This is a genomic window from Pseudarthrobacter sp. 01T43 (assembly GCF_056398665.1).
Window position 1 is genome coordinate 24,905 of record NZ_JBFTPV010000023.1, and the last position, 15,054, is coordinate 39,958.

Consider the following 15,054-nt stretch of genomic DNA (forward strand, 5'->3'; position numbering starts at 1 on the left):
CTACTGGCCCTGTTCTTTGTACTTGGCTTCGGTCTGGGCTTTCTGCGGGCGCCACCAGTTTTCGTTGTCCCGGTACCAGGCGATGGTGTCCTCGATGCCCGCGTCGAAGTTGGAGAACTTCGGTTCCCAGCCGAGCTCGTCACGGAGCTTCGCGGAGTCGATGGCGTAGCGCAGGTCGTGTCCGGGCCGGTCCACCACATGGTCGTAGGCGTCCGGGGACTGGCCCATGTGCTTGAGGATCAGCTCGACGACGTCCTTGTTGTTCTTTTCGCCGTCGGCTCCGATCAGGTACGTCTCGCCGATGATGCCTTTGTCAATGATCGCCAGCACGGCGGAGGAGTGGTCATTGGCGTGGATCCAGTCCCGGACGTTCTCGCCCTTGCCGTAGAGCTTGGGCCGGATCCCGTCGATCACGTTGGTGATCTGGCGCGGGATGAACTTCTCCACGTGCTGGTACGGGCCGTAGTTGTTTGAGCAGTTGCTGATGGTGGCCTGCAGCCCGAAGGAACGCACCCAGGCCCGGACCAGCAGGTCAGAGCCGGCCTTCGTGGAGGAATACGGGCTCGACGGGTTGTACGGGGTGTCCTCCGTGAACCGCTCCGGGTCATCGAGTTCCAGGTCGCCATAGACCTCGTCGGTGGAGATGTGGTGGAAGCGCTTGCTGTGCTTCCGGGCTGCCTCGATCAGCGTGTACGTTCCGATGATGTTCGTGTCCAGGAACGGGCGCGGGTCGTGCAGGGAGTTGTCGTTGTGCGACTCCGCCGCGTAGTGAACCACGACGTCAGCCTCAGCCACGAGGTTGTCCACCAGGCCGGCGTCGGTGATGTCCCCCTGGATAAACACGAAACGGTCGTCCGGCAGACCTTCCAGGGACGCGAGGTTGCCCGCGTACGTCAGCTTGTCCAGCACCGTGACATGGTCATCGGTGTTGTCAAGTACGTAATGGACGAAATTGGAACCGATGAATCCGGCACCGCCGGTCACGAGAAGTTTCTGCATAACATTCATGGTTCCACAGCGACTTGATTTGGCTGAATTTGTAACGGCGGCGAAGATGTTGCATATGCGCGGAATTATCCTCGCCGGGGGAACCGGTTCACGTCTTCATCCAATCACCTTGGGAATCAGCAAGCAGCTGGTCCCGGTCTATGACAAGCCGATGATCTACTATCCGCTGTCGACGCTGATGCTCGCAGGTATCCGTGACATCCTCATCATCACCACTCCCCACGACGCCGATCAGTTCCAGCGCCTTCTGGGTGACGGCAGCCAATTCGGCATCAACATCACATACACCCAGCAGCCCTCCCCCGACGGATTGGCCCAGGCATTCATCCTCGGCGCCGAACATATCGGTGACGGCCCTGTTGCGCTGGTCCTGGGCGACAACATTTTCTACGGGCAAGGCCTCGGCACGCAGTTGCGGCGCTTCGAGAACATCGACGGGGGCGCTGTCTTCGGATACCGGGTCCAAGACCCGTCCGCCTACGGCGTGGTGGAATTCGATGCCTTGGGCAAGGCAATTTCCCTGGAAGAAAAACCAGCGAAACCCAAAAGCCACTACGCTGTGCCGGGCCTGTATTTTTACGACAACGACGTGGTGCAGATCGCACGCGAACTCAAACCGTCTCCCCGCGGCGAACTGGAAATTACGGACGTCAACCGCGTCTACCTCGAACGCGACAAACTGCAGGTGGAGATCCTGCCCCGCGGAACCGCTTGGCTGGACACCGGAACTTTCAACGACCTCAACGACGCGTCCGAATTTGTCCGCACCGTCCAGAAACGCCAAGGCCTCTCCATCGGGTGTCCTGAGGAAGTCGCCTGGCGCCTAGGCTTTCTCAGCGATGACGAGTTGCGGGAACGGGCCGCACCGCTCGCAAAGAGTGGCTACGGGAAATACCTGCTCGATCTGCTCGCAGAAGGCTTGGATGCGGCAACGGAACGCCTCCAGCTCGCCCAGCGCTGACTAGACAGCCGCACCAGTCGCGGTGCCGCACGCAGGAAGCGGATTCGACGCCGTGAGAGCACAATGTAGGGACAGGCAGGACCACACGGCCCTCACTTCCGGCGTCGAGGACGGTAGACCATGAAAGCGATGAGCATGGTTCTGCGGGTACTCACGGCCCTCATGTTGTTCATCGATGCCGGCGTTCATTTCCATCTCGCCCCGGGCTACCAGGCCGCCACATCTGCCGGGATCGGGCAATGCAACCTGTTCCTGCTCGAAGGTGCCGCAGCGGTCCTGTCCGCGCTTTACGTTCTGATCCGGGGCAGCAGGGCCGCCTATGCACTCGCGTTTGCGGTTGCGTTGAGCGGTTTTGTTGCCGTGGTGCTGTACCGCTACGTCGATGTTCCGGCGTTCGGGCCGTTCCCGGCAATGTATGATCCCGTATGGTTTTTCGAGAAGTCACTGAGCGCCGTCGCGGAGGGAGCAGGAGCGCTCCTCGCCGCCGTGGGCCTGGTCCGTTCCGCTCCCAGGGGACGGCGGGTTCGCTGAAATCCATGGAGAGCAGGACTGCTTTGCGTGCTTCGTCCGACGCGATGACCGCAGTTGCCGTCTACGGCGTCGCAGGCACCTGGCTCTCGGCCGTGTCCTGGCAGGACCTCGGCATCCAATCCGTTGGGCTGGGCGCGGGCGCTGTGATCATCGGGAACGCCGCCGCGTCCGTCCTTCGCCGCACCCCGTGCTTCTCCACGCCCGCAGACCGAATCACTTTGCTGCGGGCCGTCATGGTGGCCCTGTGCGCCGTCCTCGCCGTTCCGGTGCTGTTCACGGGGGCCCGCCCGGGCCCGCTCCTGGTCATTGTTGGTGCTGCGGCCTTCCTCCTGGACGCCCTGGACGGGCCGGTCGCCCGGCGCACCAACACAGCTTCGGCGGCGGGAGCGCGCCTTGACACGTCCACGGACGCCGCCCTGGTGATGGTGCTCTCCTGCGCAACGGCGCTGACGGTGGGCGCTTGGACCCTCTGCATCGGCGGGCTCTACTACTTGTTTGTGGCCGCCGGCCGCATCTGGCCCCACCTTCGCAGCCCGCTCCCGCCGCGCGCCGGCAGCAAAGCGATCGGGGCACTGCAGCCGTTCGCACTTCTCCTTGCCTTGACGCCGGGCATTCCGCCGGCTGTTGGCGTTCTGGCGGCCGGCCTGGCCCTTCCGCTGCTCGTGTTCTCCTTTGGCCGCGACGCGGTTGAGCTGGAACGGCGCCGCCGGGTCCCGGTCCCCGTCTAGGCCACCGGATTCCGCCGCGGCCGCGGTCAACTTCGAAGGCAAGGAATCGGTGATCCTGCGTAAAGTAGTGGGATGGAGCGCGGCGCTGCTGCTGGTGCTGTGCACGCTGTCCTGCCTCCAGTCCACCCCCGTTCCGGGCTGGATGCTGCCCTAGCTCCCGCAACCTAAGGAATCACCCGTGCCAACCGCCGCCACAGGAGCCGCCCCCCGCCGTCGTACGCATGACGCGCTCCTGAAAGACATTGAAGCGGACCTGCGCTCAGGAAAAATCAAGGTGGGCGACCGCCTCCCGGGCGAACGCACCCTCGCCGAAAACTACGGGATCTCCCGGGCGTCCGTCCGGGAGGCCATCCGCGTCCTGGACGCCATGGGCATCCTGCGCAGTTCGGTGGGCTCCGGCCCCACCGCCGGTGCGATCGTCATCTCCGACCCCTCGGCCGGCCTGTCCTCCGCGCTGCGGCTGCACGTGGCCAGCAGCCGGCTGCCGGTGGAGGACATTGTGGAGACCCGCATCCTGCTCGAAACCTGGACGGCGCGGGCCGGGGCGGACCGCACCGGCGGGGACGAGGCCCTGGAGCAGGCGGCCCAGCTCCTGCACGCCATGGACGATCCCACCCTGGACCGCGCCACGTTCCACGAGCTGGACGCGAGGTTCCACGTGGCGCTGAGCTCACTGGCCGGGAACACCGTGGTGGCCACCATGATGGAGTCCCTCAGCGGCGCAATCGTGGGCTACGTCAAGGGTGCGACGGATGCCATGGAGCACTGGCCGGACGTGCTGTCCACGCTCCGGTCCCAGCACCACGGCATCTTCGACGCCGTCCAGTCCCGCGACGGGGAACTGGCCGCACGGCTGCTGCGCGAGCACATCGAATGGTTCTACCGTCAGGCGCAGGAAGCCACCCCGTCAGCCGGTGCTGAATAGGCTGCCCGCCGACACAGGAAAATCACCAACCGGAAATACTCCGGCAACCTGGCCACGGCATGCTTGGCCCTACGGGGACAACCACCAGGGGGCACAGCATGACAACGCAGCAGACAGAAACCGCGCCGCTTCAGGTCGATGACTATATCCAGGCGTGGCACAACGGCAAGCTCTTCCACCAGGGGCGCGTGACCGACGTCGTGCGTTCCCTCGAACTGATCTGGATCCTGGACGTGGGCACCGGCACGCGGAAGCTGCTGGATCCGGAGGCGCTTGAGATTGTCCGCGTTGCGGGGCCGCGGGGGTAGCCCCGGCGCGTCCGTCGCCGGGGTCCCTGCCGGGAACCTTGTGTGCGGGTCCCGGCCGGCCCCGCCGCCGTAGAATGGCATCATGACACCGCAGGAGCTGGCCAACCTGGCCCACGTGCGCCGCGCGCGTGACCTGATCGACCGCGAGTACGCCAAGCCGCTGGACGTGCCCACCATGGCCGCCGGCGCGCTGATGTCCGCGGCGCATTTCTCCCGCCAGTTCAAGGCCGCCTACGGTGAGACGCCGTACAACTACCTGATGACCCGGCGGATCGAACGCGCCATGGCGCTGCTCCGCGCGGGCGCCAGCGTCACCGATGCGTGCATGGAGGTGGGCTCCACATCGCTGGGGTCCTTCAGCTCGCGGTTCACCGAGATCGTGGGCATGACCCCCAGCGCCTACCGGGCCCGCGAGCACCACGCGGTCAAGGCCATGCCGTCCTGCATCGCCCGGCAGCACACCCGGCCCGCGCGGTTCGCGGCCAAACCGAGCAGGATTGAAGAAGCGCCCGCGGCCTTGCTGAAATAGCGTGGAAGGCATGAACATTTCACTGAAATACGCCCATGTCACCGTCAACGATCTCGACGAGTCCCTCGCCTTCTACCGCGACGCCCTTGGCTTCGACGTCCGGAACGACGTCGGCTCCGACGGGCAGCGCTGGGTCACCCTGGGCAGCGCCGCCCAGCCCGACCTCGAACTGGTCCTCTCCCCGCCGCACGCCGGCCGCTCCCAAGCCGACGGCGACGCCATCCAGGAACTGCTCACCAAAGGCGTCATGCCCATGCTCGTGTTCACCACGGACAATCTCGACGCCACGTTCGAAAAGCTCCGCGCGTCCGGCGCCGAAGTCCTGCAGGAACCCATCGACCAGCCGTGGGGCCCGCGCGACTGCGCCTTCCGCGACCCCTCCGGCAACATGATCCGCATCAACCAGGGGTAGTTGCCCCACCAGCGGAAACGTACGACGTCGGCACCCAACCCGGGTGCCGACGTCGTGCGTCCTGCGCCTTGGGGCAACCGGTTAGAGTGGGGGCATGACGCTGGACGGTGCGGCCGGGGAGCCGCTTGTGCACATTCAGGACTTCCGGATGGACTTCGGGGACACGACGGTCATCAGGGACCTGTCCTTCGATGTCCGGGCCGGGGAAACCTTCGGGTTCCTCGGCAGCAACGGCTGCGGGAAGACCACCACCCTGCGGGCGCTGCTGGGCATCTATCAGCCCACCGCCGGGACCCTCCACATCGACGGCAGGCCGTTCACCGCCCGCGACGGCGCCCGCCTGGGGTACCTGCCCGAGGAACGCGGCCTGTACAAGAAGGAGTCCGTCCTTGACGTGATGGTCTACTTCGGCCGGCTCAAGGGCATGGACAAGGCCCACGCCAAAAACTGGTCCCGGGAGTACCTGGACCGGGTCGATCTGGCCGACAAGGGAAACATGCGGGTGGACAAACTTTCCGGCGGGCAGCAACAGAAGATCCAGCTCGGCGTCACCATCATGAACGACCCCGAGCTGCTGATCCTGGACGAACCCACCAAGGGTTTCGATCCGGTCAACCGGCGCCTGCTGATGGACATCATCGAAGAGCGGAAACTCGCCGGCGCCACCGTCATCATGGTCACCCACCAGATGGAAGAAGTGGAACGGCTCTGCGACCGGGTCATCCTGCTCAAGGACGGCACGTCCCGCGCGTACGGCACGGTCGAGGAGGTCCAGGAGCAGTTCGGCGGAACCCTTTACCGGCTGGCCTACGACGGGGCCCTGCCCGCCTCGGCCCTCTATGACATCGTCAGTGCCGGCGACGGCAACGCGGAGCTCTCCCCCCGCCCCGGCGGCAACGAGTCCACCGTCCTGCGCGAACTCATCAACGCCGGCGTGGCCGTGCGGTCCTTCACCACGGCCCGGACGTCCCTGGACGAAATCTTCATCAAGGTTTACGGCGAAGACCACCAGATGGCGGAGGCATAACCACATGACACAGCCAACAGCCACCAAAGCCTCCCCCGCTCCCCCGCCCGCGGCCGTCCCGGCCCCGCCGCGGCGCCCGTTCGCGCAGCACAACCTCCGCACCGTGGTCGGGTTCGAATTCACCCGCACCATGAAAAAGCGCGGCTTCTGGATCGCCACCCTGTCCATCCCCGTGGTGATCGCCATCGTGTTCGCCCTCGTCTACCTGAGCAATTCCTCCACCGCCGCCAGCGCCGACGCCCAAAAGACCGCGGCCCTGTCCTTCACCTACACCGATGCCTCCGGATTGGTCGCGGACAACATTGCCAAGGCCATGGGCGGCGTGAAAGCGGCAGACCCCGGCGCCGCGTTGCAGGACGTGAAGAAGGGCCTGTCCGAGGCCTACTTCGTGTACCCCGCCGAGCCGGCCACGCAGGCCGTGAAGGTCTACGGGATAGACAAGGGCATCTTCGAGAACGGCAAATACGACGCCGTCGCCAAGCAGCTGCTGGTCGCTTCAGCGCAGGCCACCGTGGGCTCGCCGCAGCTGACCGCCGCGGCCAGCGGCAACGTCAAAACCGAGTCCGAGGCCTTCAAGGACGGCAAGGCGACCGGCGGCTTTGGCGCCGCGATCCCGCCGCTGATGTTCCTGGTGATCTTCTACGTCTCGATCATCCTGCTCTCCAACCAGATGCTCAACAGCACGCTGGAGGAGAAGGAAAACCGGGTCACCGAAATGATCCTCACCACCCTGAACCCGACCACCCTGATCATCGGCAAGGTGGCTGCCCTGTTCATGGTGGGCCTGGTCCAGGTCCTGGTGTTCCTGACCCCGATTGTGGTGGGTTACCTCTTCTTCCGCGACAGGCTCTCCATCCCGGACCTGGACCTGTCCACCATCAGCTTCGAGCCCGGAACCATCATCGTCGGGGCGCTCCTGCTGCTGGGCGGCTTCACCGTCTTCACGGGTGTCCTGGTGGCGATCGGCGCAGTGATGCCCACCGCCAAGGACGCCGGCACGATTTTCGGACCGCTGATGGCACTGATCTTCGTCCCGTTCTACGCCATCAGCCTGATCATCTCCGACCCGCGGGCGCCCATCGTGCAGATCTTCACCTACTTCCCGCTCTCCGCCCCCGTCACCGCGCTGCTCCGCAACGCGTTCGGGTTGTTGAGTCCGCTCGAATCGGCGATCGTCATCGTGGAACTCTTCGTCATCGGCTTCCTCATCCTCCGCCTGGCCGTCCACCTCTTCCGCTACGGATCCATCCAGTACTCCAGGAAGCTCTCCATCGCCGGCACCTTCCGCAAACGCAGCCCGCTGGCAGGGAAGTAGCGGGCGCAAAAATCGTTCGCAGGGACATCTACAAACAGTAGGTCAACTCCCACGCGGGCGGCACTAAGATATCGTCATGCCGCCGCGCATGTTTTCCCGCCGCACGCGTTCCGTCCCGGACGAGTCATTCCCGGTGCAGAAACGACGACGGCGGGGCCTGCGGGTTCTCGCGATCGCCGCGTTGACGCTGCTCGGGCTGGTGGTTGTCTCCGCCGCTGCGAATCTCCTCCTGGAGCGGGTGGAACGCGCAAACGCCACTCCGTACGGCGAACGGGTCCAGATCGACCAGGGAACCATCAACGTCTCCATTACCGGGGTCAATGGCCCCACGGTGGTGCTGCTCAGCGGACTGGGCACGGGTGCCCCGGGGCTCGATTTTGCCCCGCTGGTCCGGGAACTGCCCGGCTACCGGACCGTGGTGGTGGAGGGGTTTGGCTACGGCTACAGCGACACCGACGTCCGGCCGCGGACCATCGGCAACATCGCCGAGGAACTGCACGCCGTGCTCGCCAAACTTGGCATCACCGGTCCCTACGTCCTGGCCGGGCACTCGATCGCGGGCTTCACCACCTTGTACTACGCCAACAAATACCCTGCTGAAGTGTCTGCCGTCATCGGCATCGACCCCACCGTTCCTACCGTAACCACCGCCTCGCCTGGGGGCCCGGCACCTGCTGATGCGCCGCCGTCGGGCAATTTCTGGGCGCGCCTCCCCTCCACCCTCGGCCTGGTCCGCTGGGCGGCGGCGTTGGGACTGACGGACCCGGAAAGCAGCGGCTATAGGCCGTCGGAAATAGACCAGATGCGGATGCTCACCAGCTGGAACTTCGGCAACGCCGCCGTGACCGACGAAACCGAACGGGTGGGCGAAAACGCCGCGAAACTGCAGGGGCTCAGCTACCCCGCCGGGATGCCTGTGCTGATGCTCCTGTCAAAGGAAAGCCTGGACAGCCGTCCTGAATGGGTGGACCTTCACGAACGCCAGCTGAGCAATGTCACGCGGCACGAGATTGTTGTCCTCGATGGCCCGCACTACCTGCACTGGACCCAGGCGAAGGCGATGGCGGAGAAGATCGGCGAGTTCCTGGGGCCTGCTGCGGTTTCGACTGGCTCAATCACCGGGCAGCGGGGCGGGGTGGCGACCGCCCCGCCTCCCGACCGATAGACCCCGGGCCGGCAGGCCCGACCGGGAGCAAATAATGGGAGTTCCCCGGCTTGTCAGGCGTGGAGGCTAAGCCCCGCAGCACGGATCGCCTGGTCCATCTCCGTCCGGGCCTCGCGTGCCAGGGCGAGCGTTGTTGGATCCCGGAGAACGCCAGCCCGGGAGGCCGGCACGAGGACCGCGAAAGAGGCGAGCACGCCGCCGTCGGCACTATGAAGTGCCATGCCCAGCGCGTGAAGTCCGGCTTCAGTTTCTTCCTGGTTGAGCGCGTATCCGAGCCGCTTTGTCTCCTCAAGCGTGCGCGTCAGGCGCCCGAACTCCGCGTCATTCAGGTAACCGCCGGCGAGCCTCGCTGAATTGCTTCTGTATAACCGCTCCAGAAACGCCTGATCGTGCTCGGCAAGAATGGCTTTTCCGCCTGCTGCGAATCGCGCGTCCTGCACGAGCCCCGTCCGGTCCCCGACGCGGAGGGGCTGACTACCCTCGAGGGTGGTGAGTACGCGGGTTCGCACCCCAGTACGGAACATCAGGCTGACGCTCTCGTCCAGGCGCCCGGCGAGGAGTTCCAGGTGCGAACTGAGAAGGGTCTTCAGTTTGCGTGTCCAAGGAGAAGGTGACGGCGGCGCGCCCATGGACGGACCCGGCGCGTAGGCGCGAGATTCATCCTGGACAGCGAAGTCGCGGTACACGAGCATTGTCAGCAGCCGGTGTGCAGCTGACGGCGAGATGTCCAGCTCCCGCGCGATGTCGGACAGCCGGGCACCGCCTGTGTCGCGCAAAATCTGAATCAGGCGCAGCACGTGATCGACCGAGCTCAAGGCATACCGCGGCCGCTGGTACACGTCTTTTTGTTTCGTCATGATGGAAGTAGACGATACAGCTAACGGATTTCGCTCAGCTCAGCGGTGTGGTTTTCCTTGAGCCACCGGACAAACAGCAGTGACACGAGAAGCACCACAACATTGATGGCGGCGATCAGCCAGAAGTTACCGGTACTGGCGATGGCGGCAGCAACAATCGGTGCGGGCGCGGAGAAGAGCACCTGGGAGAACGAAAGCGACAGCGCTGATCCCGAGAATCGCATATTCGTGGGGAACTGCTCCGCATACAGGGCCGGCTGCGAGCCGAACTCGAACTGGACGCCGCTGATGGCCACGGTAACCGTAAGGACGATCAGGAAGATGTTCCCCGATTCTGCCGAAGGGAAGAATGACGCCACAGCGATGAGTTGGGCGATGATCGCGATGACGAGCACAGGCTTGCGGCCGATCCGGTCACTCACGAATCCACCGAGCAAGCCGATGCCGACGGAGATGCCGTTGGCAACAAGAATCATGACGAACGCGTCCCCCTTGCTGAAGCCGGCGTGGGCGGTCAGGTAATTCAGGCCGTAGACGGAGATGGTGTAGAAGGTCACGTTGGAGCCGGCGCGTACCAGCATCAGTTTGACGATCATCCACGGCATGGTCTTGAGCACCTGAAGGCCACTAATGGATTCGGTGGCGGCTGCCTTTTGTTCCAGGAAGACCGGGGTCTCCTCGAGACGCATGCGGATGTAGATGCCGACGACGACCAGCAGGATGCTCATGAGGAAGGGCACGCGCCAGCCCCAGTCCCGAAAGGCAGCTTCGCTCAAGGACGTACTCAGAATGACGAGGGTGACATTGGCCAGAACCTGGCTGAGCGGGGAGCCGATGTTGATGAACGCCCCGAGGAGCCCCCGCTGGTTGGCGTTGGCGTGTTCGAGTGTCATCAGCTGGGCACCGGTTGCTTCACCGCCGAGGGAGAAGCCTTGAAGGAACCGCAGGGACACCAGAACGATGGCGATTGAGATGCCTTGGTTACCGGGGAGCAGGCCAATCGCCAGGGAGCTGACGCCCATGAGGATAAACGTGGCAAGGAGAACCGGCCGGCGCCCGTACTTGTCTCCGAAGTGGCCGCAGATAATTGCACCCAGGGGGCGGGCCAGGAAACCCACGCCGAACGTTGCGAAAGAGGCGATCAGGGCGGCGGCCTCCCCGAGTCCCGAAAAGAAGATCGCGGGAAAGACAGTGGCGGATAGTGCACCGTAGACCGCGAAATCGAACCACTCCAGCGCCGAGCCGAGCGCGCCGCTCGTGACGGTCTTCGTTTTCTGGGAGCGCTGAGAGGAGGTTTGGATCGAGTTGCCGCCGGAGGGCGTGCTGGGGGAAAGGGTTTCCCGAGTCATGTTTCAAGCCTTTCACTTCGTAGCCAGGTGTTGGCACCGGCGCATCTCGCCTTCGAGACGGATATGAACTTAGTTACAAATTCAGGCATCACCAACAGTATTTCTGCTATGTGGAAAAACTCTGGCGGCTCGCTGAGGCCTTGCTCACGATGAGCGGCTTGAAATTCTGTTATGTGGAAAAGAACATGCGAGGCATGGACGGGACCACCTATGGTCACTATGGCTGCACCGGGCATGAGAATCCGGAGGGCCCTACGAAGGAGCAGTGACATGACCGAACCGTCGTCCCGGGACGTCGTCGTCATCGGCGGTGGGCTGGCCGGCCTGCGGGCTGCATCGGTGGCAGCTGAAGAAGGTGCAAGCGTCACCCTTTTGGAGAAGGAGGAATGCCTTGGTGGTTCGTCCGAGCTGTCTGCAGGCATGTACTGGACCGCACCCGATCTCGCCTCGTACCGCCAGCGGATTCCGCAGGGCGACCTGCGGCTGGCCGGCCGCATCATCGCCGAGTACGAGCCCGCGCTGGCAGCGATTCGCGCCAGCGGCGTTCACGTCGACGCCGGTGCAACGAACGGCGTCATGGGGTTTGGCCGAGGGTATTCCTTCGACGTTAAGGCATACCTGAAGGTCCTTGAAGAGCGGTTACGGGCCTCGCACGGAGAGGCGCACACCGGCATCCGGATTCGGTCCGTGACACGGTCCGGCACTTGGTCCGGCACGCGCCGGTTCCGCCTCAGTATGGATTCAGCGTACGGTCACCGCGAGATCCACACCGACGCGATCGTCCTGGCCACAGGAGGATTCCAGGCATCAACAGCCCAACGGGCATTCCACATGCCTGCCGTTGGCGCCGACATCCTGCTCCGTTCGAATCCCGGCAGTGAAGGCGATGGACTCGATCTGGCATTGTCCCTCGGGGCTGCACTGGCCGGCGACTTAGGAACTTTCTACGGACACCTTGTGCCTCATCCCGTCACCAACTTCACGCCGGACCGGTTCATGCTTTATTCCCAGTACTACTCCAATCACGGGATCCTCGTTGCAGCCGACGGTCGGCGGATCTCCGAGGAATCCCGCGGCGACGAACTCCTCAACCAGGACCTCGCCGAGGTCGACGGGATGACAGCGTTCCTCATCTTTGACGAAAGCGTGCGGTCCACCTACGGAGTGTCAGAACCGTTCGCCAATTTCGGGCGGGTGGACCGGTTCGCGTTTGCGGCGGAGGCCGGAGCCCGGCACGCAAAGGCTCAGACGCTGGATGAACTTGTGGAGCTGCTCGGCGACCTCGGTGTGGATGGGGCGCAGCTCCGGAAGACACTGGCGGGCGACGTCCAGGTGTCGTCACTGGCACGCCGTGTCTCGCGCGGTGAACCGCCTACCGTCCAGCAACTGGACAAGCTATGCAAGCCACCGTTCTACGCTCTCGAGGTGCAGCCCGCGATCACCTTCACGCTCGGAGGGATCGCCATCGACCGCAGCACCTCCGTGCTGAATTCTGCCGGCGAGAGGATCACAGGGCTTTACGCTGCGGGCGCCGACATTGGCGGGTTTTCGAACTACGGCTATGCCGGCGGCCTGGCCCCTGCACACATCACCGGCACCATCGCCGGCGGCAGCGCGGCACGGTTTGTTGCCCACGCGCCCCACAGCCTGTCCCAAGATCAGATGGCAACTGCCATGGAAGGAAGTACACCGTGCTAAGAAAGCGCATTGCATTGCTGCAACGCCGGACCGATATGTCGTTTCAGGACTTCGACCGGCATTGGGCGACCGGGCACGCCGAAATCATCTCTACGCTGCCCGGCCTGAAAGAGTATGTGCAGAATCCCGTCCATTCTTTCTGGACCAACGGCGACCCCACGGAGACGATCGACGGGATCGTCGAGGTCTGGTTCGATGACGCCGTCGTCTCATCGCCTGAAGACCACACGTCCATGGCTCAGCAGGATGACGAGGTCAGCTTCATCCGGACGCTTACCGCGTTCACTGTGACAAACCGCAACAGCTACGACGCTGAGGAGAAGGTGTGGCTACTGTCGCCCGGACCGCTCAGCGCAGCCGAGATGGCAGTGCTGACGGCCGGCGACGACGTTGTCCCCACCGAGCCCGAGGAAGGCATTCGCCTCATGAAGAGGCCGAGGCTCCTGCAGGAACCGGCAGCACCGGCTTCGCTGCTCGTGTATCCGGTGCCCGCGGGAGACACCGATGACCTTTTTAATGCCGTGGTGGATAGGGTTGCGGGCGCCTCGATGAACAGCGGAATCAGGGTAATGAAGACAGTTTCAAGGCGCGTCCGCTGAGGGTTGTGAGCGATTGATGTTCCGGCCTAAATTTGGGCATGACTAATTCCCCCGAGCACGAGCTGCTCGTTGAGCTGCAGGACCTGATCATCGGCACGGGATCGGTGGCTGAATTCCTGGGCGGCCTGTCCGTCATCGCGGCCTCGGCGGTGAGCCGGTCGGCTGGCACGTCCATCGAGTGCGGCGTCACCCTCAAGCACGGCCGGCGCACCACCACGGTAGGCGGCAGCACAGAGCGGGCCGTCCACCTGGACCGGATCGAACAGGCCGTGGGCGACGGCCCCTGCATCGCCGCGTTGAAGGAGAAGGCCCCGGTGCTCCTGGCCGACGTCCACACTGACCCTCGCTGGCCCGTCTACCAGAAGCGGCTCATCGAAGAAGGCTGCATGAGCGCCCTGGGAGTGCCCCTGGAGCTCACCGCAGGAGCCGCCGCCGCCCTGAACTTCTTCGCCCCGGTCACCGGCGTGTTCACGGAGTCAGTCGTCGCCGAGGCGGTCAGCTTCGCCGGCATGGCCCGCAGTGCAGTGGGCCTGGCCGTGAGGGTGGGCACGGCCGAGGACGCTGCCGATGACCTGAGCGCGGCGATGACGAGCCGCACCGCCATCAACCTGGCCTGCGGCATCATCATGGGCCAGAACCGCTGCAGCCAGGCGGAAGCCATGGCCATCCTTGTAAGGGTTTCCAGCCACCGGAACCAGAAACTGCGAGACGTGGCCGAGGAGATGGTTATGAAGGTCTCGGGCGAGGAAGCCATCACCAACTTCGACATCTAAGGCGAATCCTCCTTCGGCTGGGTCTACGGCTTCGGCCGCGCGCGTATGTGCATCCGCTCGCCCTGCTGGCCGAACAGACTGATGAATTCAACCGGCCTGCCGTCAGCGCTGGCGAACCAGTGCGGTGTGTGGGTGTCGAATTCCGCAGCTTCGCCGGGGCGGAGCTCAAAATCCTTGTCGCCCAGCACCAAACGCAGCCGTCCGTTGAGGATGTACAGCCATTCGTAGCCCTCGTGAACACGCGGATCGGGCTCATCGCCGGGGCACCGCCGTCGAGCACCATCTTGAATGCCTGCAGCCCGCCCGGCCGCCGCGTCAGGGGAACAGCCGTATGACGTTGTCATCATTGGCGGCGGCGCGGCAGGACTGAGCGCGGCCACAACACTGGCCCCGGCGAGGCGGTCTCGGCACGGCGGACCACCGACGGGCTGCGGGAGCAGTGGGGCAAGGGCGTGGTGCACTGCCCCTACTGCCATGGCTGGGAAATCCGCGGGCAACGGATCGGCGTTTTGGGCACCGGACCGCTGTCCATCCACCAGGCACTGATGTTCCGGCAATGGTCACCGGAGATCACCCTCTTCCTCAATGACACCGTGGAGCCCACCGAGGAGGAATGGGACAAGCTCGCCGCCCGGTCCATCCGCGTCGTGGAAGGCGCTGTGGCCTCTGTTGTCACCAACCTCATGGCCCAGGTGATCACCGCAGCGGCCGAGGGTGTTATGGCCGGCGCAAGGATCAACGCGGACCTCATCGAAGAGGAAACCCGCTGGGCCGTTGAAGGGCGCTTCGGCCCCTTCTCGGCTTCCTCGGAAGCTGCCGTCTCAAAGATCGTGCTGGGTGAGCGGCGTCACGGCCTGACAAGGTAGGGT

At 64.5% G+C, this 15,054-nt stretch carries 19 protein-coding genes; 14 read left to right on the top strand and 5 right to left on the bottom strand.

Annotated features, from left to right (window positions below):
- Entirely contained in the window at nt 1–999 is a 999-nt protein-coding gene (gene rfbB / locus AC1DIM_RS16665; protein WP_477711609.1) for a dTDP-glucose 4,6-dehydratase, read from the bottom strand.
- A gap of 64 nt (nt 1,000–1,063) precedes the next feature.
- On the opposite strand from rfbB, the gene rfbA reads away from it, so the two are divergent.
- From rfbA to AC1DIM_RS16715, 10 genes are all read left to right on the top strand, one after another.
- Nucleotides 1,064–1,969: a glucose-1-phosphate thymidylyltransferase RfbA gene (gene rfbA / locus AC1DIM_RS16670; RefSeq protein ID WP_477711610.1), complete on the top strand. Its 906-nt coding sequence runs from the start codon at nt 1,064–1,066 to the stop codon at nt 1,967–1,969.
- A 120-nt stretch (nt 1,970–2,089) separates the two neighbouring features.
- A complete protein-coding gene (locus AC1DIM_RS16675; protein WP_477711611.1) occupies nt 2,090–2,500 on the top strand; it encodes a hypothetical protein in 411 nt (136 codons plus the stop codon).
- A 5-nt stretch (nt 2,501–2,505) separates the two neighbouring features.
- Nucleotides 2,506–3,228 (top strand): CDP-alcohol phosphatidyltransferase family protein, encoded by a 723-nt coding sequence (locus AC1DIM_RS16680; RefSeq protein WP_477711612.1) that lies wholly within the window; start codon nt 2,506–2,508, stop codon nt 3,226–3,228.
- 178 nt (nt 3,229–3,406) lie between these two features.
- Nucleotides 3,407–4,153 carry a FadR/GntR family transcriptional regulator gene (locus tag AC1DIM_RS16685; protein ID WP_477711613.1) on the top strand — a complete coding sequence of 249 codons (747 nt, stop codon included), beginning with the start codon at nt 3,407–3,409 and terminating at the stop codon, nt 4,151–4,153.
- A 98-nt stretch (nt 4,154–4,251) separates the two neighbouring features.
- Complete coding sequence (locus tag AC1DIM_RS16690; protein WP_477711614.1) at nt 4,252–4,461, top strand: hypothetical protein; 210 nt, start codon at nt 4,252–4,254, stop codon at nt 4,459–4,461.
- Between the two features lie 82 nt (nt 4,462–4,543).
- Complete coding sequence (locus AC1DIM_RS16695; RefSeq protein ID WP_477711615.1) at nt 4,544–4,990, top strand: helix-turn-helix transcriptional regulator; 447 nt, start codon at nt 4,544–4,546, stop codon at nt 4,988–4,990.
- A 10-nt stretch (nt 4,991–5,000) separates the two neighbouring features.
- Nucleotides 5,001–5,402, top strand: a complete 402-nt coding sequence (locus tag AC1DIM_RS16700) for a VOC family protein (protein WP_477711616.1) — start codon at nt 5,001–5,003, stop codon at nt 5,400–5,402.
- Between the two features lie 94 nt (nt 5,403–5,496).
- Complete coding sequence (locus AC1DIM_RS16705) at nt 5,497–6,429, top strand: ABC transporter ATP-binding protein (protein ID WP_477711617.1); 933 nt, start codon at nt 5,497–5,499, stop codon at nt 6,427–6,429.
- Between the two features lie 4 nt (nt 6,430–6,433).
- On the top strand, nt 6,434–7,744 hold the full coding sequence (locus tag AC1DIM_RS16710; RefSeq protein WP_477711618.1) for an ABC transporter permease: 1,311 nt from the start codon (nt 6,434–6,436) through the stop codon (nt 7,742–7,744).
- Nucleotides 7,745–7,820: 76 nt separating this feature from the next.
- Nucleotides 7,821–8,909, top strand: coding sequence for an alpha/beta fold hydrolase (locus AC1DIM_RS16715; protein WP_477711619.1), 1,089 nt, complete (start codon nt 7,821–7,823; stop codon nt 8,907–8,909).
- A gap of 53 nt (nt 8,910–8,962) precedes the next feature.
- Here the strand turns inward: AC1DIM_RS16715 and AC1DIM_RS16720 are convergent, their stop codons facing one another.
- From AC1DIM_RS16720 to AC1DIM_RS16730, 3 genes are read right to left on the bottom strand one after another with little or no spacing between them, the layout of a single operon-like run.
- Complete coding sequence (locus AC1DIM_RS16720; RefSeq protein ID WP_477711620.1) at nt 8,963–9,766, bottom strand: IclR family transcriptional regulator; 804 nt, start codon at nt 9,764–9,766, stop codon at nt 8,963–8,965.
- Between the two features lie 20 nt (nt 9,767–9,786).
- A complete protein-coding gene (locus AC1DIM_RS16725; RefSeq protein ID WP_477711621.1) occupies nt 9,787–11,115 on the bottom strand; it encodes an MFS transporter in 1,329 nt (442 codons plus the stop codon).
- Complete coding sequence (locus tag AC1DIM_RS16730; RefSeq protein WP_477711622.1) at nt 11,112–11,387, bottom strand: hypothetical protein; 276 nt, start codon at nt 11,385–11,387, stop codon at nt 11,112–11,114. The genes AC1DIM_RS16725 and AC1DIM_RS16730 overlap by 4 nt, the downstream gene beginning before the upstream one ends.
- Between AC1DIM_RS16730 and AC1DIM_RS16735 the strand changes: the two genes are divergently transcribed.
- Genes AC1DIM_RS16735 through AC1DIM_RS16745 form a run of 3 tightly spaced genes read left to right on the top strand, consistent with a single transcriptional unit; the run spans nt 11,386 to nt 14,185 of the window.
- Entirely contained in the window at nt 11,386–12,813 is a 1,428-nt protein-coding gene (locus AC1DIM_RS16735; protein ID WP_477711623.1) for an FAD-dependent oxidoreductase, read from the top strand. The two genes, AC1DIM_RS16730 and AC1DIM_RS16735, sit on opposite strands and share 2 nt — an antisense overlap.
- The gene (locus AC1DIM_RS16740) at nt 12,807–13,412 is read left to right on the top strand and encodes an EthD family reductase (RefSeq protein WP_477711624.1); all 606 of its coding nucleotides are present in this window, start codon (nt 12,807–12,809) and stop codon (nt 13,410–13,412) included. Before AC1DIM_RS16735 ends, AC1DIM_RS16740 begins: the two co-directional genes overlap by 7 nt.
- Nucleotides 13,413–13,450: 38 nt before the next feature.
- A complete protein-coding gene (locus tag AC1DIM_RS16745; RefSeq protein WP_477711625.1) occupies nt 13,451–14,185 on the top strand; it encodes a GAF and ANTAR domain-containing protein in 735 nt (244 codons plus the stop codon).
- Between the two features lie 23 nt (nt 14,186–14,208).
- On the opposite strand, the gene AC1DIM_RS16750 is transcribed toward AC1DIM_RS16745, so the two are convergent.
- A complete protein-coding gene (locus tag AC1DIM_RS16750) occupies nt 14,209–14,565 on the bottom strand; it encodes a cupin domain-containing protein (RefSeq protein ID WP_477711626.1) in 357 nt (118 codons plus the stop codon).
- A 72-nt stretch (nt 14,566–14,637) separates the two neighbouring features.
- Here AC1DIM_RS16750 and AC1DIM_RS16755 point away from each other — a divergent pair, with 72 nt between their 5' ends.
- The gene (locus AC1DIM_RS16755) at nt 14,638–15,051 is read left to right on the top strand and encodes a hypothetical protein (RefSeq protein ID WP_477711627.1); all 414 of its coding nucleotides are present in this window, start codon (nt 14,638–14,640) and stop codon (nt 15,049–15,051) included.
- Nucleotides 15,052–15,054: the final 3 nt, after the last annotated feature.